This window comes from Chromohalobacter beijerinckii (assembly GCF_023061185.1).
GTDB lineage: Bacteria > Pseudomonadota > Gammaproteobacteria > Pseudomonadales > Halomonadaceae > Chromohalobacter > Chromohalobacter beijerinckii.
Genome location: NZ_JAKGAK010000006.1, coordinates 99,388 through 117,182, shown reverse-complemented (window position 1 = coordinate 117,182; position 17,795 = coordinate 99,388). Strand labels below are relative to the sequence as shown.

15 protein-coding genes are annotated in these 17,795 nt (G+C 62.9%); 6 read left to right on the top strand and 9 right to left on the bottom strand.

The annotated features are described in order from the left end of the window. Positions 1–105: 105 nt before the first annotated feature. From aroB to pilM, 7 genes are read right to left on the bottom strand one after another with little or no spacing between them, the layout of a single operon-like run. Positions 106–1,218, bottom strand: coding sequence for a 3-dehydroquinate synthase (gene aroB, locus L1075_RS07375; protein ID WP_246941200.1), 1,113 nt, complete (start codon positions 1,216–1,218; stop codon positions 106–108). A gap of 2 nt (positions 1,219–1,220) precedes the next feature. Then, entirely contained in the window at positions 1,221–1,763 is a 543-nt protein-coding gene (gene aroK / locus L1075_RS07370) for a shikimate kinase AroK (RefSeq protein ID WP_075367924.1), read from the bottom strand. Beyond that, positions 1,763–3,775, bottom strand: coding sequence for a type IV pilus secretin PilQ (locus L1075_RS07365; RefSeq protein ID WP_246941198.1), 2,013 nt, complete (start codon positions 3,773–3,775; stop codon positions 1,763–1,765). The genes aroK and L1075_RS07365 overlap by 1 nt, the downstream gene beginning before the upstream one ends. A gap of 28 nt (positions 3,776–3,803) precedes the next feature. Next, positions 3,804–4,361 carry a pilus assembly protein PilP gene (locus L1075_RS07360; RefSeq protein ID WP_246941196.1) on the bottom strand — a complete coding sequence of 186 codons (558 nt, stop codon included), beginning with the start codon at positions 4,359–4,361 and terminating at the stop codon, positions 3,804–3,806. Further along, on the bottom strand, positions 4,354–4,992 hold the full coding sequence (locus L1075_RS07355; RefSeq protein WP_246941193.1) for a type IV pilus inner membrane component PilO: 639 nt from the start codon (positions 4,990–4,992) through the stop codon (positions 4,354–4,356). Before L1075_RS07355 ends, L1075_RS07360 begins: the two co-directional genes overlap by 8 nt. Further along, entirely contained in the window at positions 4,989–5,555 is a 567-nt protein-coding gene (locus tag L1075_RS07350) for a PilN domain-containing protein (RefSeq protein ID WP_246941190.1), read from the bottom strand. The genes L1075_RS07355 and L1075_RS07350 overlap by 4 nt, the downstream gene beginning before the upstream one ends. After that, positions 5,552–6,622, bottom strand: coding sequence for a type IV pilus assembly protein PilM (pilM, locus tag L1075_RS07345; RefSeq protein ID WP_246941187.1), 1,071 nt, complete (start codon positions 6,620–6,622; stop codon positions 5,552–5,554). The genes L1075_RS07350 and pilM overlap by 4 nt, the downstream gene beginning before the upstream one ends. Before the next feature lie 280 nt (positions 6,623–6,902). Between pilM and L1075_RS07340 the strand changes: the two genes are divergently transcribed. Beyond that, a complete protein-coding gene (locus L1075_RS07340; RefSeq protein WP_246941184.1) occupies positions 6,903–9,422 on the top strand; it encodes a penicillin-binding protein 1A in 2,520 nt (839 codons plus the stop codon). A gap of 92 nt (positions 9,423–9,514) precedes the next feature. Further along, a complete protein-coding gene (locus L1075_RS07335) occupies positions 9,515–10,267 on the top strand; it encodes a DUF481 domain-containing protein (protein ID WP_246941181.1) in 753 nt (250 codons plus the stop codon). 78 nt (positions 10,268–10,345) lie between these two features. On the opposite strand, the gene L1075_RS07330 is transcribed toward L1075_RS07335, so the two are convergent. Further along, entirely contained in the window at positions 10,346–11,620 is a 1,275-nt protein-coding gene (locus L1075_RS07330; RefSeq protein WP_246941178.1) for a malic enzyme-like NAD(P)-binding protein, read from the bottom strand. Positions 11,621–11,898: 278 nt separating this feature from the next. Continuing rightward, positions 11,899–12,114: a 50S ribosomal protein L31 gene (rpmE, locus tag L1075_RS07325; protein ID WP_040239602.1), complete on the bottom strand. Its 216-nt coding sequence runs from the start codon at positions 12,112–12,114 to the stop codon at positions 11,899–11,901. Positions 12,115–12,302: 188 nt separating this feature from the next. On the opposite strand from rpmE, the gene L1075_RS07320 reads away from it, so the two are divergent. The 4 genes from L1075_RS07320 to hslV all read left to right on the top strand — a co-directional run bounded on the left by L1075_RS07320 (position 12,303) and on the right by hslV (position 17,774). Next, positions 12,303–14,552 (top strand): primosomal protein N', encoded by a 2,250-nt coding sequence (locus tag L1075_RS07320; RefSeq protein ID WP_378111923.1) that lies wholly within the window; start codon positions 12,303–12,305, stop codon positions 14,550–14,552. Positions 14,553–14,718: 166 nt separating this feature from the next. After that, positions 14,719–16,404 (top strand): arginine--tRNA ligase, encoded by a 1,686-nt coding sequence (gene argS, locus L1075_RS07315; protein ID WP_246941172.1) that lies wholly within the window; start codon positions 14,719–14,721, stop codon positions 16,402–16,404. Positions 16,405–16,406: 2 nt separating this feature from the next. Next, on the top strand, positions 16,407–17,105 hold the full coding sequence (locus L1075_RS07310; RefSeq protein ID WP_246941169.1) for an SPOR domain-containing protein: 699 nt from the start codon (positions 16,407–16,409) through the stop codon (positions 17,103–17,105). Between the two features lie 150 nt (positions 17,106–17,255). Then, positions 17,256–17,774, top strand: a complete 519-nt coding sequence (gene hslV, locus L1075_RS07305; RefSeq protein ID WP_040239597.1) for an ATP-dependent protease subunit HslV — start codon at positions 17,256–17,258, stop codon at positions 17,772–17,774. Positions 17,775–17,795: the final 21 nt, after the last annotated feature.

The following is a 17,795-nucleotide window of genomic DNA, read 5'->3' as shown; positions in this document are numbered from 1 at the left end:
ATATTGTCGCGTGAAAACCGCCGTTGCACAAACGCGGCGAGGCCCTACGCAAAACGCCTGCCGAGGAGGCAGGCGTCGCGAGTCGATCGGCGGGAAAAGAGAACGTCAGGCGCGGGGGAACTCGACGAGCAGCGCCTCGAGCATATTCGGCGGAGTCTCGTCATACACGCATGCTTCGCCCAATCTAGATAGCAGTATCAGGCGCAAGCGTGCGTCGATGTTCTTCTTGTCCAGGCGCATCGTGGCGAGAAACGCCTCGACGCCCATCGCAGCAGGCACCGTCACCGGTAGGCCGGCGCTGGCCACCAGCGTCTCGACACGCGCCATATCCTCGGTGGAAAGCCAACCCAGACGCTGCGACAGCGTGGCAGCCATCAGCATTCCTGCGCCCACTGCCTCACCGTGAAGCCAGTTGCCATAGCCCTGGTGCGCTTCGATCGCGTGCCCGAAGGTATGCCCCAGGTTGAGCAGCGCCCGCTGCCCCTGCTCGGTCTCGTCGCGGGCGACGATCTCGGCCTTGATCGCACAGCTCCTCAGAATGGCTTCGGTGAGCGCCTCGACATCGAGCCCGCGCAGCGCCGGCATGCGCGCCTCCAGCCAGGCGAGGAAGTCAGCATCCTGTATCAGGCCATATTTAATGACCTCGGCGAGCCCCGCGGATAGCTCTCGACCCGGCAGCGTGGCCAACGTATCGGTGTCGATCAATACCGCGCGCGGCTGCCAGAAAGCGCCGATCATGTTCTTGCCGCGCGGATGATTGACGCCGGTCTTGCCCCCCACCGAGGAATCCACCTGGGATAACAAGGTGGTGGGCACTTGCACGAAGGCCACGCCGCGCTGATAGCACGCCGCTGCGTAACCGGCCATGTCGCCGATCACGCCCCCGCCAAGCGCCACTAGTGTGCAACGACGATTGAAGCCCGCTGCCAGCAGTGCATCCCAGATGCGCTCGACACTGGCCAGCGTCTTGGTATGTTCGCCATCGGGAAGGATCACCTCGCGCACGTCACGGTCGTCACCGCTCAGCGTGCGCTTGAGGCGCTCGAGATACAGCGGCGCCACCGTCTCGTTGGTGACGATCATCACCTGACGCCCAGCCAGGTACGGCACCAGCATGTCCGGCGCATCGAGCACCCCCGGTCCCACATGGATGGGATAGCGCCGGGCATCGAGCTCGACATGCAGACGTTGATACGGCAATGCGGACGAGGCGGTCATGATCAAGCCTTTAAATCGAGTGGATCGGACAAACGCTTGGTGCGACGAATGATCTCGTTGACCACCGCCTTGGGGCCGCGCCGGTCAGTGCGTACCGTCAAGTCGGCAGTGGCGCGATAAAGCGGGTCACGCTTGGCGAATAGATCGCGCAACACCTGCTCGGGATTGCCTTGGCGCAACAACGGGCGATTGCGATCACGGGCCGTGCGCCGAATCTGCTGCTCGACCGACGTCGCCAAATACACCACCGTGCCACGCTCGCGCAGCGCTTGGCGGTTATCTTCGCGCAACACTGCGCCGCCGCCGGTGGCGAGGACGATGGCCTCGCGGCCAGCCAGTTCACGCAGCATGAGGGTTTCACGATCACGAAAGCCACGCTCGCCCTCGACATCGAAAATCCAGGCAATATTGGCACCGCAGCGCGCTTCGATTTCATGGTCGCTATCGAAAAACTCGCGCTTCAACTCGGCTGCCAGCAGGCGTCCGATGGTGCTTTTCCCCGCGCCCATGGGGCCAACGAGAATGATCGTGGGCAGACCCTGCATCAGCGATTCGCCTGTTCGTCTCCGATGATCTTGGGGGTAATGAAGATCAACAATTCTACCTTTTCGTTGGATTCCTGGGTATAGCGGAACAACGAACCGATGAACGGCAAATCACCGAGCAGCGGCGTCTTGTAGAGATTGCGCAATTGCTCAGACGTCAGTATGCCGCCCAGCACCACCGTTTCGCCATCGTTCACCAGCACTTGTGTTTCGATGGAATTGGTATCGATTGCCGGGGCGCCGTCACCGAAGCTCATGTCAGAGACGGTATCGTTATTGATCAGCAAGTCCATGACGATACTCCCATCAGGAGTGATCTGCGGCGTGGCTTCGAGCGACAGCACGGCTTCCTTGAATTCCACGTTGGTCGCCCCGGACGAGGTCGACTCTTGGTAGGGAATTTCCTGCCCCTGCTTGATCACCGCCTTCTTCTGGTTGGCAGTGATGATCTTGGGCTGTGAAATGGTCTGGCTCTTGCCTTCGCTTTCCAGGGCGCGCAGCTCCAGATCGAGCAGCACATCGCCGGAAAGATAGCCGAAGCTGAATGCCGAACCGCTGCCATCACTATCACCCAGATCGACGGATAAACCCGCGGAGCCACGATTGGCACCGCTGGGGTTGCGATCGACCACGCTCCCCACGCCGTCTTCGTCGAAGGTAACACCCTGGCTTTGCGAGACGCCCCAGTTGACGCCCAACTCTTGGGAGGCGGTATCACGGGCGATGACGATCCGCGCCTCGATCTGCACCTGACGCACCGGCACGTCGAGTTTGTCGAGCATGCCACGGATACCTGCCAATTGCTCGGGCGTGTCACGCACCAGCAAGGTATTGGTCCGCTCATCGACCGTCACACGGCCACGCTCGGAGAGCAACCCGAACCCTTCGCTGCCACGCAGCATCGTGGCGAGATCGGTGGCCTTGGCGTAACGCACTTGCACGTATTCCGTCTTCAGCGGGGCCAACTGTTGGGACTGGGCGCGATTCTCCAGCGTCTGGCGCTCCATCTGCGCTAACTCATCGGCGGGCGCAACCACGATCACATCTCCCTCGCGGCGGCTGGCGAGGCCATGGCTCTTGAGGATCAGATCAAGTGCCTGATCCCACGGCACCTGCGTGAGATTGAGCGTCACGCTGCCCTGGACGCTATCGCTGGCGACGATATTGACCCCACTGAAGTCGGAGAGCACCGACAGTACTTCGCGCACTTGAATGTTCTGGAAATTGAGGCTGACCGGCTCGCCGTCATATTCCTGCGTATCGCCCTCTAACGCGCGCGTATCATCATCGCGCGGCTGAACCTCCACGATCAGCTGATCGCCGCGTTGCGTGACCAGGTGCTGAAAAGCCTCGCGATTGTCGAGCGTCAGCGTCACACCATCATCGTCGGACTGAGGCACGATGCGCGACACTGGCGTATCGAAATCGCTGACGTCGAGGATCCGATCCATATCTCCGGGCAGCCGGACACCGGGCAACGTTACTTTCAAGGTATCGCCCTCGGTGTCCGTTTCAGGTGTCACACCACCGTGGTCGAGCGTGACCACCAAGCGCCCACCGCCGTTATCGCCGCGCCGAAAATCGAGATCGCGGATGCGCGTCAACGCGGTGGCGCGCTCAGCGGCATCTCCTCCCAGGCGCACGCGAAGGCTCTCCCCCTGACGCTGGGTCGAATAGGGCAGGGGCTCGTCGAGACCGAAAACCAGACGCGTGCGCTCCCCCGTCTCGGCCACGCTGACCTCGCGCACCCCGTCACGATCGATACCGAAGCGGCGTTGCTCGAGCTGGTTTTGCGTCCCCGGCAGGTCGACGATGATCTGCGCCGGCGACTCGCTTCGGTAGCTATGCGGCTCGGGGGCCGGACCATCGAACGCCAGCAACGCATCGATTCCGCCATCCCCGCGCTGGGCGAACTCGAGCGATGTCAACGTCGCCGCCTGTCCCTGGGCACAGACGACCAGCCCCACGAGGCAGAGCCCGCCCACCAGCCAGTCGCGCAGCGTTCGCATCATGTAGTTCTCCTGCCTGTACGTACCGCCATCATTCGGCGGTTTGCGATGAATCGTTGAATTCCAGAGTACGCCGCCGCTGACGCCAAGCGCCGCCATCGCGCACCCGCTCGACCAGCTCGACGCTCGCGTCTCGAATCTCCGTGGCACGTCCGAAATCGGTCCCCAGATAGTGGCCTTCGAAAAGACGATAGACGTTACCATCGGGCGCGCGGATCAAGGCCGATGGCTGCCCGCCCACCGTCAAGGTTCCCACCAGTTCGAGCTGTTCCAGCGGAAAGCGCTCCAGGGGCTCTCGCGGACGCTGACGGTCGGGGCCGTCATCCTGCGACGATGTCGCGGCGCTTTCCTGCGCTCGGCGTTCGGCACGGAACGGGCTGCGCTGCTGGGCCTGCGAATAATGCGCCGTGCGATACACCGGGGCGGGAGGAAGCGCTTCGATGCTGCCCTCCGGCCGCTGGCGTAGGGCATCCAGGTGCGCGTCCAGATCGGTCATCTCGGCATCGCGACAACCGCCCAGCAACACCATCCCGACCAGCCCTGCAAGCAGGAAACGCCAGCTTGGGGGGATCGTCAGCCATTCAATCATCGTTACGCCCCCCGGACTTGGGGTCGGCGTCTTCGCGATAGCTGTAGGTACGTGCCAGCAGCGATAGACGCAGCGTATCGCCATCGCCGACCGGCGACAGCGAGAAGTCATGCAGGGTCACGATACGCGGCAGCGCCGCCACGCTGGCCAGGAAGGCGGCAATGTCGTGATAGCCGCCCCGTACCTGGATATCGAAGGGCTGTTCGGTATAGAAGTCTTGCGGCACCGGCGAGCGCAGTCGGATCGATTCGATCGCGAGTCGATGATCCTGCGCCGCATCGCTGATGTCATCCAGCAGCGCGGGGATCTCTGTGTCGGTGGGCAGCATTTGCAGCAATGCCTGCATGCGCGTGTCGAGCTCTGCCATCTGCATGCGCATCTGTTCGAGATTGGCTGCCTGATAAGCACGGGTTTCGTATTCCTGGAGCAGCTCGCCCTCGCGCTCCTGCAAACTGTCCAGAGTTTCCTGGCGCGGCGCGGCGACGTACCACTGGGCCACCCAGAAGATGGCCAGGAACAGCGCCACCAAGCACATCGCCTGCAGCAACGCCGGCCACGTACCGGCTTCCTTGAGGTCCAGGTCGCGCCACTCCACCTCGCGCAACTGTCGCCACTGTGAGCGCAGACTCATGGCGTCTCCTCGGCATCACGGCGAGGCGCTTGCGCCTCGACACTGAGATTGAAACGCTTCAGCGTCGCATCGCTGCCGTCCGACTGCACATCGGAAAGCGCCGGCGTGCCGAACACAGGCGAGGCATCGAGCTGCCGCAACAACTCGGACACATGTCGATTGGAGCGCGCCAGGCCACTGAGCTCGAGGCGATCGCCCTCCCGCACCAGGCGGTCGTAATGCACGCCGTCGACCAGCGTCGCCGCTAATTGATCGAAAATCCGCACCGTCTGCGGACGACTGAATTGCAGTTCACGGATCAGGCCGATCTGCTCGAGCATTCGCCCCCGCAATTCGCGATAATCCTTGACCGTGTCGATATCCTTTTCGAGCGCCTCCATCCGGCGCTCGATCAAGGCCAACCGACCGCGCTCGGCGTCGATCCCCGCTTGATACCAACGCGACACCCCCAAGGCGCACAGCAGTGCCAGCACCGCCACGCCCAATAGAGCCATGTAAAAGCGCCGCGTGCGCCGCTGCCGATGCGCTTCACGCCACGGCAACAGATTGATTTCAATACTCATCGCCGCCCCCGCATCGCCAGGCCGCACGCAGTGAGCATCGCCGGCGCATCGCTGGCGAGCGCCTGCACATCGACGCGCGACGCCACCCGCATGCGCTCGAACGGGTTGGCCATCACTACCTCCAACCCGCTTTGCGCGGCGAGCCGTTCACGCAGCCCCGGAATGACACTCGAGCCGCCCGCCAGAATCAGGCGCTGGATATCACGGGGCTTGCCCGAGGTGTGATAAAGCTGCAACGAGCGGCCGATTTGCTGAATCAGCATGTCGATGAACGGCGTCACCACCTCATGCTCGTAATCCTCGGGCAAACCGCCGCGCTTCTTGGCCAACCCCGCCTCTTCGAGGCTCAGGCCGTAGCGCTTGCGTATTTCCTCGGTCAAGTGGCGACCGCCCAGCACGTTGTCGCGGGTGTAGGCGATGCGCCCATCGATGAGCACATGGAAGGCGTTCATATTGGCGCCGATATCGACTAACGCGGCGCACTCTTCCGTCTGGCCGGCCGGCGTCTCGTCGCGCAACAGCTCACTGGCCGCACGCTCCATGGCGAACGATTCCACGTCGACCGCCGCAGGTTCGAGTCCGGCACGACGAAGAACATCGGCGAGATGGTCGACGTCCTGCAGGCGGCACGCTACCAGCAAGACATCTTGCTGATCGGGGTAGCGAGCATTGAGTCCCAGGCGCTGGAAATCGAAGGCCACTTCATTGAGCGGAAACGGGATATGGCGTTCGGACTCGAGCTGAATGCGGGCCTCGATCTCATCATCGCTGAGGGAGACCGGATAGGTCAGCGTCTTGGTGATCGTGGCGCTGGCGGGGACCGCCGCGACCGCATGCCGTGAATGCGGTCGCGCATGCTCGACCGCGCGCGTCAACGTCGCGGCCACCTCGTCGAGATCGCGTATGCGCCGCTCCACTACCGCGCCTTCACGCAATGGACGCACGGCGTAACTGGCGATACGTTGGCCCGCCCCCGCGCGATCGAGCTCGATCAATTTGACGGTGGCCGAGGTAATATCCACCCCTACCAGGCCTTGCTGGGACTTTTTAAACCGCCACACTGTCATACCCCTGCGATATTCTTCGGCGTGGCGTGGCGCTCGGTATGATCGTTCGTCGAGCCAACCCGCTGCCCCTGTGTCGAGGCAAGCCGCTTTATTATCAGCATGCCACACTATCGTATGAGGCACGCCACATTGCGTAAGGTTACATTATGCATACTGCCGTGACAGTCGATTTGCATCAACGCTAGCCCCTATGCGGCTGCGTTCTTATAATGCCGATGGCAACGGATTGCACCATTCATTGCGGCCAGACCGCCACCCGAGACGACGGAAACGCCTTTTCATGAAGCTTTTCAAACGCTTGTTAACATCCATCCTATGGCTAATAGTGTCTTTGGGGCTGGGCTGCGTACTGGCCATCATCGGCGCCGGTATCTATTTCGCGCCGGGCTTGCCCGACGTTCGTCAACTGCAGGACTTCGAACTGCAGACACCGCTGCGCGTTTACACGCGTGACGACAAGCTAATCGGCGAGTTCGGTGAGCAACGCCGCATGCCGGTGAGCTACGACGACATCCCCCAATCCTACGTCGACGCCCTGCTGGCCGCCGAAGATGCCAGCTTCTTCGAGCATCCCGGCATTGATCCCAAGGGGCTCGCACGCGCGGCGATGGAGCTTGCCACCAGCGGCAATATCCAGTCAGGCGGCAGCACCATCACCATGCAGGTAGCGCGCAACTATCTGTTGACGCTGGACCGCACTTTCACCCGCAAGATTCGCGAGATCCTGCTGTCGCTGCAAATGGAGCAGGTGCTCGACAAGCAGGAAATTCTCGAGCTCTACGTCAACAAGATCTATCTCGGGAATGCCGCTTACGGCATCGGGGCGGCTGCCGAAGGCTACTACGACAAACCGCTTGCGGAGCTCGACTTACCGCAACTGGCCATGCTCGCCGGCCTGCCCAAGGCCCCCTCGGCGCTCAACCCCCTGAACAACCCCGAGCGCTCGTTGATTCGCCGCAACTGGGTCTTGCTGCGCATGCGCGAACTCGGCTCCATCGATCCGATTCAGTACCAGGCCGCCGTCAAGGCGCCGATCACCGCGCATCGACCGCGCTCGCAGTATGAGGTCAACGCACCGTATATCGCCGAAATGGCGCGACAATACGCCGTGGAACGCTTCGGCGACGATGCCTATACCGGCAATTACCAGATCAAGACCACCATCGACAGTCGCCTGCAGGCCTCCGCCCGCGACGCATTGGTCAACGGGCTCATCGATTACGACACCCGCCATGGCTGGCGTGGGGCTGAGGAAAACGATATCCCCTCTAGCCTGGTGGAGGCCCAGGAACGCACGGATTCCCAAGGGCTCGAGGAAGAGCTGTCCGAATCGCCCGAGGTCATGGAGACCGCGCGCCAAGCCGCCAAGAGCAGCGAGGAGTCGGTCGAAGGGGTCGACGGGGATGTCAGCAACTGGGTCAAGGTGCTCGATCGCACCCCTCGGCACGGCCCACTCGAGCCCGGCATCGTGGTGGATACCGATGGCCGCCAGATGCGTGCCTTGACGCGTGACGATGACGTCGTAACGCTCGATTGGGATGGGCTTGATTGGGCGCGTACCTACCACAGCGCCGAATGGCGCGGCGAGACACCGGCCAATGCCGAGGCCATCGCCCAGCGTGGCGACCTGGTTCGCGTCATGCGCACCGAGGATGGCGACTGGCGCCTTTCTCAGGTGCCAGGCGCCCAGGCAGCGATCGTCATCATGGATCCTAAAACCGGCGCCATCCGTGGCCTTCAGGGTGGCTTCAGCTTCTCGTCGAGCAAGTTCAACCGCGCCATTCAGGCGCAACGTCAGGCGGGCTCGATCTTCAAACCCTTCATCTATCTCGCCGCGCTGCACAATGGGATGAACGCCGCCACGGTCATCAACGATGCCCCCGTGGTCATGTCCGATGTCGGCGGCGACTGGCGCCCCGAAAACGCCGAGGGCGAATTCCGCGGCCCCACGCGGTTGCGCGTCGGCCTTTACCAGTCGCGCAACCTGGTCACGATTCGTGTGCTGCAGTCGCTAGGCTTGGATAATACGCTCGAATTCCTGACGAACTTCGGCTTCGCCAAGGGTCGGTTGCCGCATGGCCTATCGCTCGCCCTGGGCAGCGCATCGCTGACACCGCTGGAAATGGCCAATGCCTACGCCGTCTTGGCTAATGGCGGCTTCAAGGTCGCGCCATGGTATATCCAGTCGGTTACTCATGGCAGCCAAAACGAGCTGGTCGAGGAAGCCAACCCTGTGGTGGCATGCCGGGAGTGCGACCCGGACCAGAAGACCGTCGCATTCGACGGCGAAACCCGCCGCATCGCCGAGCGCGTAGCCACGCCCGAAGAGATGTACATCATCCGCGACATGATGCGTGATGTCATCGAGAAGGGCACGGGACGCGGCGCACTGGACCTCAACCGTCCCGACATCGTCGGCAAGACCGGTACCACCAACGATCAGCGCGACGCCTGGTTCTCGGGCTTCAACGACGACCTGGTGGCCACCGTCTGGGTCGGCAAGGACGATAACTCCACGACTGGTGAATACGGCTCGCAAGCCGCCTTGCCGATCTGGAAGTCGTTCATGGGTGAGGCGCTTCGAGGCCAGCCCGAAAGCATGCCCTCGCGCCCCGACGATATCGTCAAAGTCCGCATCGACCCCGAGACCGGACTGCGCCTGCACAACGATCAATCGGGCGGCATGCAGGAAATCTTCCGCAAAGACAATCTACCCGACTACAAGCCGCGTTCGATCCAGCCCGAACTCGAAGATAGCAGCGGCTCCCAAGGAACCGGCACTTACGATGCCATTTTCTAGTCGATTACCCATGGGTGGCCCCAGCGGCCACCCCATGAGCGCGCCAGCTCCCACACCACTGACCGAGAACCGTTTTTGAAAGGGAGTCCACCATGCTCGTGTCGCGAGGCTCGCGATGGCTATTGTTCGTCATGCTGCTCGGTGGCGCACTCCCGGTGCACGCCGACTTGTTCTACGCACCGCCTGCACCACAGGACGATGCCCCCAAGATGAGTGGCGAGGCCGAACTCGGCTATACGCATCTCTCCGGGAACAGCAACAGTCGGACGCTGCTCGCCAAGGGGCGTCTCACCTGGCTGACGGGACGCCATACACACACGCTGCGCGGCGAGACGCGCAGCGTTCAGGAAAACGATGAAACCAGTACCGAGCAGTATCTGCTGGGCGGCCGCGAGCGTTATGAGCTGGAAGGCCCTCACTATCTGTTCGGTTTCGGACGCTGGGAAAAGGACCGTTTCAGCGGTTACGACTACCAGTTCACCACCATCGGCGGCTATGGCCGCCAGTGGCTCGACGGGCCGACGCATACACTGTCCACGGAATTCGGCCCGGGCTATCGTCACGATGCCTACCAGGACGGCAAGGAAGACGACCTCGGCTTGGCCTATGCTGCACTCGACTATCGCTGGAACATCTCGGAAGGCGCCTACTTCGAGCAGGCAGTTTCTGTCGAAGCGGCCGCACCCAACACCACGACGCGCTCGATTTCGTCGTTGACCTCCCAGCTCAATTCGCACCTGGCGCTCAAGATGTCCTTTGAGGTCAAGAACAACACGAGCCCGCCCGACGGCGCCGAAGCCAACACCGACCGCACGACCTCGATGTCACTGCTCTACAGCTGGTAATGGCGACACGCCCCGACCTACAACGAAAAGGGCCGCTCCCGGAGCGGCCCTTCGACATCATGCCTGCTCGGCGCACGACTATTGCGGCCCGTAAACGTCCTTGATGCTGGTCAACGGATAATGCGCCGGATAAGGCTTGCGCGCCACGCCGCTATCTACCGCAGCTTGCGCCACCGCCGAAGCGACGCGGTCGAGCAGCCGCGAATCCAGTGGCGTGGGAATGATGTAACCGCGCCCGAACTCCAGTGACTCAATGCCGTAGCCATCCAGCACCTCGCGGGTCACCGGCTCGCGCGCCAGGTCCTTCAAGGCATGTACGGCCGCCACTTTCATCTCCTCGTTGATACGCGTGGCGCGCACATCCAGCGCCCCACGGAAGATGAACGGAAAGCCCAGCACGTTGTTGACCTGGTTGGGATAATCGGAACGCCCGGTGGCCATGATCACATCGTCGCGGGTCTCGTTGGCCACGTCCGGATGAATCTCGGGGTCGGGATTGGAGCACGCAAAAACCACTGGACTCGCCGCCATGCGCTCAAGCTGCTCGGGCTTGAGTAGATTAGGCCCGGAAAGCCCCACGAAGACGTCGGCTCCTTCGATGGCGTCATCCAGCGTACGCCGCGACGTCTCGGTGGCGAACATCGCCTTGTACTGGTTGAGATCGTCACGCTCGCTGTGCACCACGCCCTTGCGATCGAGCATGTAGATATGCTCGGCGCGCGCACCACACGAGACCAGCAGCTTCATGCAGGCGATGGCCGCCGCGCCAGCGCCCAGGCAGACGATCTTGGCATCTTCCAAGCGCTTGCCGGCGATATCCAGGGCATTGAGCAGCCCCGCGGCCGTGACGATGGCCGTGCCGTGCTGATCATCGTGGAAGACCGGAATATTGCACTGCTCGATCAACGCTTGCTCGATCTCGAAGCACTCCGGCGCTTTTATATCCTCGAGATTGATACCGCCCCAGGTGTCAGCGATGCGTGCCACGGTATCGATGAAGGCCTGCGGACTCTCGGCATCGACCTCAATGTCCACGGAGTTGATACCCGCAAAGCGCTTGAACAGCACGCCCTTGCCTTCCATGACCGGCTTGCTGGCCAGGGGGCCCAGATTCCCCAGGCCGAGGATCGCGCTGCCGTCGGAGACCACGGCCACCAAGTTGCCCTTGCCGGTATACAGATAGGCGTTTTCCACGTCCTTGGCAATCTCGCGACACGGCTCGGCCACTCCAGGGCTATACGCCAGGGCCAGATGTTTCGATGTTTCGGTGGGCTTGGTCAGTTCGACGGATAATTTACCGGGAATCGGCTTGGCGTGATAATCCAGCGCTGCCTGTCTTTTTTCGTCACTCATGAGCTTTTTTCCAATCGTCTGCATGGAGGCATGATCGCCAGAATATAGAAAAAAATTCCGCCAAACAACTTACGCCAAGTTCGTGACATTAAAGACTTTTAAGCGACCGTTTGAAGCAATTACCAGCCATTTGTTGAAACTTATGCCTGACAAACCAGGCATAAAACAAACCTTATCGGAGCGTCGTTTTCGACTTTCAAAAATAAAAAAACCCGCCATATTCTTGGCGGGTTTTCTCGAACGCCGGCGCATCGCCGGCGTAGCGGTTCTGGCTTGACTCAGTCGCGCTTGAGCGCCGCACCGAAACGCTTGTTGAAGCGTTCGACACGTCCACCGGTAGTCGCCTGCTTCTGCTTACCGGTATAGAACGGGTGGCACTGCGAGCAAACATCCAGGTAGAAATCGTCTTTGGATGTGGAGCCCAGCTCGAAAGTCGCGCCACAGGAACACGTGGCGGAGACCTTCTTGTATTCGGGATGGATCGCTTGTTTCATTTTGCTGCCTCACGCTATGGTGCGCCGCCACCTGGTCGATGCCAGGCACCGCACACGGGTTGATAAAGATGCAACCGATTGATTCGGCATGCGACCCCGACGATACTCGCCTTGGCCCACAACCGAAGGGCCGCGCATTATAGCAGTGCCGTGATATCGCTGAAAAGACGCGTGGCGCCTGCAACGCCATGTGCCACCGCCCTTTCGGAGGACTCTTGTCGAGCACCGACCATACGCCGCGCCTACTCAGGGTCGCCCTGCCCACGCCCTTGCGACGCCTCTTCGACTATCGCCCCTGCCGCGAAGTTCCCACTTGTGGCTGGCGCCCTGGGCTTCGCGTCAAGGTGCCATTCGGACGCCGCCAGCTCATCGGCGTGGTGGTCGAGTGCCCCGAACGCAGCGACGTACCGGACACACAGCTCAAGTCCGTACTGGCGTGTCTCGACGATGCCCCCTTGCCCGACGACTGGTGGTGGTTGTGTCGCTTCACCGCGCGCTACTATCAACACCCGCTGGGCGACACCATCGCCCAGGCACTGCCCGTCGCCTTGCGCCAGGGGCGGCCATTGCAGGCGCGCCATCAGGAGCGCTGGATCGCGCGCGACGGCGATACCGGCCCGCTCGAGCGTGCACCTCGCCAGGCCGAACTGCTGGCGATGCTGCGCCAGCACCCACGTGGATTGATGACACGCGCGATCACCGCGCAAGGCTTCACCCGCGCGCAGCTCGAAGGCCTGCAGGCCAAGCATCTCGTCGAGTGCCACGAAGAACGCCTGACGGCCACCGAGGAAGAATCCGGCTCACGGCTCGCCGAACCCTCGTTGCCTCTGACCCGCGAACAGGCGGGGGTCCTTGCCGAGATTCACGAAGGCCTCGAGCGCTACCACCCGTGCCTGCTGCATGGCGTTACCGGCAGCGGCAAGACCGAAGTCTATCTACAACTCATCGAGGCGGTGCTTGCGCGAGGCCGCCAGGCGCTGGTGCTGGTGCCGGAAATCGGCCTGACACCGCAAACGCTGACCCGCTTCCGACAACGCTTTCGGGTCCCGGTGGTCGCCCTGCATTCGGGGCTCACCGATCTCGAACGCTTGGATGCCTGGGATGCCGCGCGTACCGGCCGAGCCCCGATCGTCATCGGTACGCGTTCGGCGGTCTTTACCCCCTTGGCCGCTGCCGGGGTAATCGTCATCGACGAGGAACACGACGGCTCCTTCAAGCAACAGGAAGGCCTCCGCTACCACGCCCGTGACCTGGCCATCGCCCGCGCCCACCGCGAGAACATTCCCATCGTGCTGGGCAGCGCCACACCGGCGCTGGAGACACTCGCTCAGGCACGTAGCGGCCGCTACCGGCATTTGCGTCTGACCCAACGCGCCAACCGGCACGCCCCGGCACGCCTGGAGCTGACCGACCTACGCGGACGCCACCGCCAGGGCGGTTTGATCGCCCCCGCCATCGAGGCAATTCGGCAGACCCTGAACGCGGGCAATCAGGTACTGGTCTTCATCAACCGGCGTGGTTTCGCTCCCACCCTGGCGTGCCATGCGTGCGGCTGGCTGGCCGAGTGCCCGCATTGCGATGCCCGCATGACGTTGCATCGCCAACCTCAGGAACTGGTCTGCCATCATTGCGACTTTCACCGTCCGCTTCCCGATGCCTGTCCGGAATGCGACAGTGGCGACCTGCGCCCACTGGGCAGCGGCACCGAACGCACCGAGGAAACGCTGGCCGCACTATTCCCCGAGACGCCCGTGCATCGTATCGACCGCGACAGCACCCGGCGCAAGCAAGCCTTCGAGGATATCCTGCGCGAGATTCGGCGCGGCGAACCCAGCCTGCTGGTCGGCACCCAGATGCTCGCCAAGGGCCATCACTTGCCACATGTCACGCTGGTGGTGGTCGTCAACGCCGACGCTGGCCTCTATGCCAGCGACTTTCGCGCCCTCGAGCACAGCGCCCAACTGCTGGTGCAGGTCGCCGGCCGCGCCGGCCGTGCCGAGCATCCCGGACGCGTGCTGGTCCAGACCCTGCATCCCGACGACCCCAACCTGCGCCTGCTCGCCGACAGCGGCTATGAAGCGCTCGCCGGCCAACTGCTAGAAGAACGGCGCCTGGCCGGCCTGCCGCCCTATCGTCACTTGGCCCTGGTCCGCTTCGAAGCGGCACGCGAGCAACACGTCACCGAATTCGCCACCGCAGCCGCCGAAGCATTGCGCGAATGGCTCGTCACCCAGGACGCCTCGGTCACCTGCCTGGGACCGGTACCGGCCCCCATGGAGCGGCGCCAGAATCGCTATCACATGCAGCTAATGCTCTCCGACACGCGCCGCAGCGCCCTGCACCGCGCCTGCGCCTGGCTCGTGCAGTGGCTGGACAATCACCCCGATAGTCGGCGCGTACGCGCCTCGCTGGATGTCGATCCACAAACCCTGAGTTGACGGGAGCCACCGCTCACATAAGCCGCCACGAGCGGCAACGAAAGACACATGGCGCCGCTGGGTTTAAAGGCGTCGGCCAATCGCCGATAATAGGCGACCTAACGCTCTTAGCGCAGCCTGGCGCTCGCCGGCCTGTCGCGCGCCAGACACAGGACATCGGAATTTCATGAAAGACACCATCATCGAACTGCTCGACGCGGCCGGTACGCAGCTCAAGCAGCAAGGCATTCTTCCCCAAGACACCCCGCTTGCCATCAAGGTCGAACCGACCAAAGACAAGGCCCATGGCGACTACGCGAGCAACCTCGCGCTGACCCTGGCCAAGCCGGCCGGACGCAAGCCACGCGAGCTGGCCGAGGCACTGGTCGCGGCGCTGCCGGAAAGCGCCGCCATACGCCAGGTCGACATCGCCGGCCCCGGCTTCATCAACTTCTTCGCCGCCACCGACGCCGTCGCCCAGGTCGTGCCCAGCATTCTGGATGCCGGCGACACCTACGGGCGCAGCCTGAGCGGCCAGGGCCAGAAAGTGCAGGTGGAGTTCGTTTCCGCCAACCCCACCGGGCCGCTACACGTCGGCCATGGGCGTGGCGCCGCCATCGGCGACTGCCTGTGCCGGCTACTGGAAGCCACCGGCTTCGATGTCACCCGCGAGTTCTACTACAACGATGCTGGCGTCCAGATCCACAATCTCGCCCTCTCGGTGCAAGCCCGCGTGAAAGGCCTCACGCCGGAGGCCGCCGAGTGGCCCGAGAACGGCTATCGCGGCGCTTATATCGCCGATGTCGCCAAGGCGTATCTGGCCGGCGAGACGATTACCGCCGATGACAGGGAAGTGACCGGCAAAGCGGATGCCGACGATCTCGATGCCATCCAGGACTTCGCCGTCGCCTACCTGCGTCGAGAGCAGGATCTTGACCTCAAGGCGTTCGGTGTCGCGTTCGATGTCTACTTCCTGGAGTCCTCGCTGTACAACGACGGCAAGGTGGACGCCACGGTGAAAGCACTCGTCGGCGGCGGCCATACGTATGAAGAAGACGGCGCCACCTGGCTGCGCACCACCGATTTCGGTGACGACAAGGACCGAGTGATGCGCAAGAAAGACGGCGATTACACCTATTTTCTGCCGGACGTCGCCTACCACCACGACAAGTGGCAGCGCGGCTTCACCACCGTGATCAACGAGCAAGGCGCCGACCACCACTCCACGGTCACCCGGGTGCGGGCCGGCCTCCAGGCGCTGGAAACCGGCATCCCGCAAGGCTGGCCGGACTACGTGCTGCATCAAATGGTGCTGGTCACGCGTTCCGGGGTCGAGGTCAAGCTCTCCAAGCGTGCCGGCAGCTACGTGACCCTGCGCGATCTCATCGATGAAGTGGGCCGCGACGCCACCCGTTTCTTCCTCGCTGCACGGCGTGCCGATTCGCAGTTGACCTTCGATATCGACCTCGCCCGCTCGCAGTCCAACGACAATCCGGTCTACTACATCCAGTACGCTCATGCGCGCGTGTGCAGCATGATGCGCCGCGCCGAATCCGACGCCAAGGCGTTCGATCATGCGCTGGGCATGCAGCACTTGAACCGGCTCGACACCGATCAGGAAAAAGAGCTGATGAATCGCCTGGCACGCTACCCGGAAGTCGTCGAACGGGCCGCCCGAACTCGCGAGCCACAGCAGGTCGCCCAGTACCTGATGGATCTGGCCTCCGATTTCCACACCTGCTACAACGCGGTCAAAGTCATGGTCGACGACGATGAACTGCGCAATGCCCGGCTGGCGCTGGGCTTGGCTACGCGCCAAGTACTGCGCAACGGCCTCGACCTGATGGGCGTCAGCGCACCCGAGGAGATGTAAGCATGGCTCGTCGCCCCGCCCAGCAAGGGAAAAACAACTCCCGCACCGCGTCACGCGGTGCCACCAGTCGCAAGCGCCAGACCAAATCATCGCGCGCGGGCCTTCCGGGGTGGCTATGGGGCGTAGCCGGCTTGATCGCCGGCTTCGTGCTTGCCCAATACCTCCAGCAGTCGGCCCCGTCGCCGGTCGCTACGGTAATGCCCAAGCCCTCCAACAGCGCCTCGTCCGGCAGCGATTCGACCGGCAGTACAGGCGATGGCGCCTCACCGAGCGGCACCTCTAACGAGGGCGCCTCCGAGTCGCGCATGCCGACTTTCGAATTCTATACCTTGTTACCGGAATCGGAGGTCATCGCCCCCAAGGTGGATAACACCTCGGCGGCGCCCAGTAGCGGCGGTGAGAGTTCGGCGGACACCAGCGACGAGCGTGCCGACGAGGTGGTGGCCGATCCTTCCGCCGATGGACTCAAGTACATGCTGCAGGCGGCCTCGTTTCGCAAGGTTGCCGATGCCGAGCGTCTCGCAAGCCGGCTACAGGACTTCGGCCTGCTCGCCAACATCACCGAAGTGCAGACCTCCAACGACGAGACCTGGCACCGCGTGCAGGTCGGCCCCTACGAGGATACTCGCGAGCTATCGCGCGCCCAGGACCTGATGGTGACGCAAGGCATCGAGCCACTGTTGATCAAACTCCAGAACTGAAGGGCGTCCGGGCGGCTTGATTTCCCCGCCGGCCGCCCGCATTACCGTGAGCATCATGGCATTCGTCGCCACCGTTTTATCGCCTGAGGCCACGGGCGCCTCGGCAATCAAGTCATCGGGTGCCCGACACCCCACAAGGAGTTCCCATCCATGACCACGATCGTATCCGTACGTCGCGGCGAACATGTCGCCCTCGCTGGCGACGGCCAGGTGTCGCTCGGCAACACGGTGATGAAAGGCAACGCCAGTAAGGTACGCCGCATTCACCATGGCAAGGTGCTGGCCGGTTTCGCCGGCGGCACGGCCGACGCCTTCACCCTGTTCGAGCGCTTCGAGGCCCAGTTGGACAAGTACCAAGGACACTTGGTCAAGGCCGCCGTCGAGCTTTCCAAGGAATGGCGCACCGACCGCGCCCTGCGACGCCTGGAAGCGATGCTCGCCGTGGCCGACAAGAACGCCTCGCTGATCCTCACCGGTAACGGCGATGTCGTCGAACCCGAACGCGGCATTATCGCCATCGGCTCCGGCGGCCATTACGCCCAGGCCTCCGCACGCGCACTACTCGAGAACACCGAGCTCGACGCGCGCGCCATCACCGAGAAGTCGCTCGAAATCGCTGGCGATATCTGCGTCTTCACCAATCAAAACATCACCCTCGAGGAGCTGTGAGCCACGCTCACAGCTCCCGGG

What these genes read in the sequence shown, in the direction of transcription:
- L1075_RS07350 (WP_246941190.1), bottom strand. Translation starts at nt 5,555, where the DNA reads ATGAGTATTGAAATCAATCTGTTGCCGTGGCGTGAAGCGCATCGGCAG.
- L1075_RS07355 (WP_246941193.1), bottom strand. Translation starts at nt 4,992, where the DNA reads ATGAGTCTGCGCTCACAGTGGCGACAGTTGCGCGAGGTGGAGTGGCGC.
- L1075_RS07320 (WP_378111923.1), top strand. Translation starts at nt 12,303, where the DNA reads ATGTGCCACCGCCCTTTCGGAGGACTCTTGTCGAGCACCGACCATACG.
- hslV (WP_040239597.1), top strand. Translation starts at nt 17,256, where the DNA reads ATGACCACGATCGTATCCGTACGTCGCGGCGAACATGTCGCCCTCGCT.
- L1075_RS07340 (WP_246941184.1), top strand. Translation starts at nt 6,903, where the DNA reads ATGAAGCTTTTCAAACGCTTGTTAACATCCATCCTATGGCTAATAGTG.
- pilM (WP_246941187.1), bottom strand. Translation starts at nt 6,622, where the DNA reads ATGACAGTGTGGCGGTTTAAAAAGTCCCAGCAAGGCCTGGTAGGGGTG.
- rpmE (WP_040239602.1), bottom strand. Translation starts at nt 12,114, where the DNA reads ATGAAACAAGCGATCCATCCCGAATACAAGAAGGTCTCCGCCACGTGT.
- aroK (WP_075367924.1), bottom strand. Translation starts at nt 1,763, where the DNA reads ATGCAGGGTCTGCCCACGATCATTCTCGTTGGCCCCATGGGCGCGGGG.
- argS (WP_246941172.1), top strand. Translation starts at nt 14,719, where the DNA reads ATGAAAGACACCATCATCGAACTGCTCGACGCGGCCGGTACGCAGCTC.
- L1075_RS07310 (WP_246941169.1), top strand. Translation starts at nt 16,407, where the DNA reads ATGGCTCGTCGCCCCGCCCAGCAAGGGAAAAACAACTCCCGCACCGCG.
- aroB (WP_246941200.1), bottom strand. Translation starts at nt 1,218, where the DNA reads ATGACCGCCTCGTCCGCATTGCCGTATCAACGTCTGCATGTCGAGCTC.
- L1075_RS07330 (WP_246941178.1), bottom strand. Translation starts at nt 11,620, where the DNA reads ATGAGTGACGAAAAAAGACAGGCAGCGCTGGATTATCACGCCAAGCCG.
- L1075_RS07335 (WP_246941181.1), top strand. Translation starts at nt 9,515, where the DNA reads ATGCTCGTGTCGCGAGGCTCGCGATGGCTATTGTTCGTCATGCTGCTC.
- L1075_RS07365 (WP_246941198.1), bottom strand. Translation starts at nt 3,775, where the DNA reads ATGATGCGAACGCTGCGCGACTGGCTGGTGGGCGGGCTCTGCCTCGTG.
- L1075_RS07360 (WP_246941196.1), bottom strand. Translation starts at nt 4,361, where the DNA reads ATGATTGAATGGCTGACGATCCCCCCAAGCTGGCGTTTCCTGCTTGCA.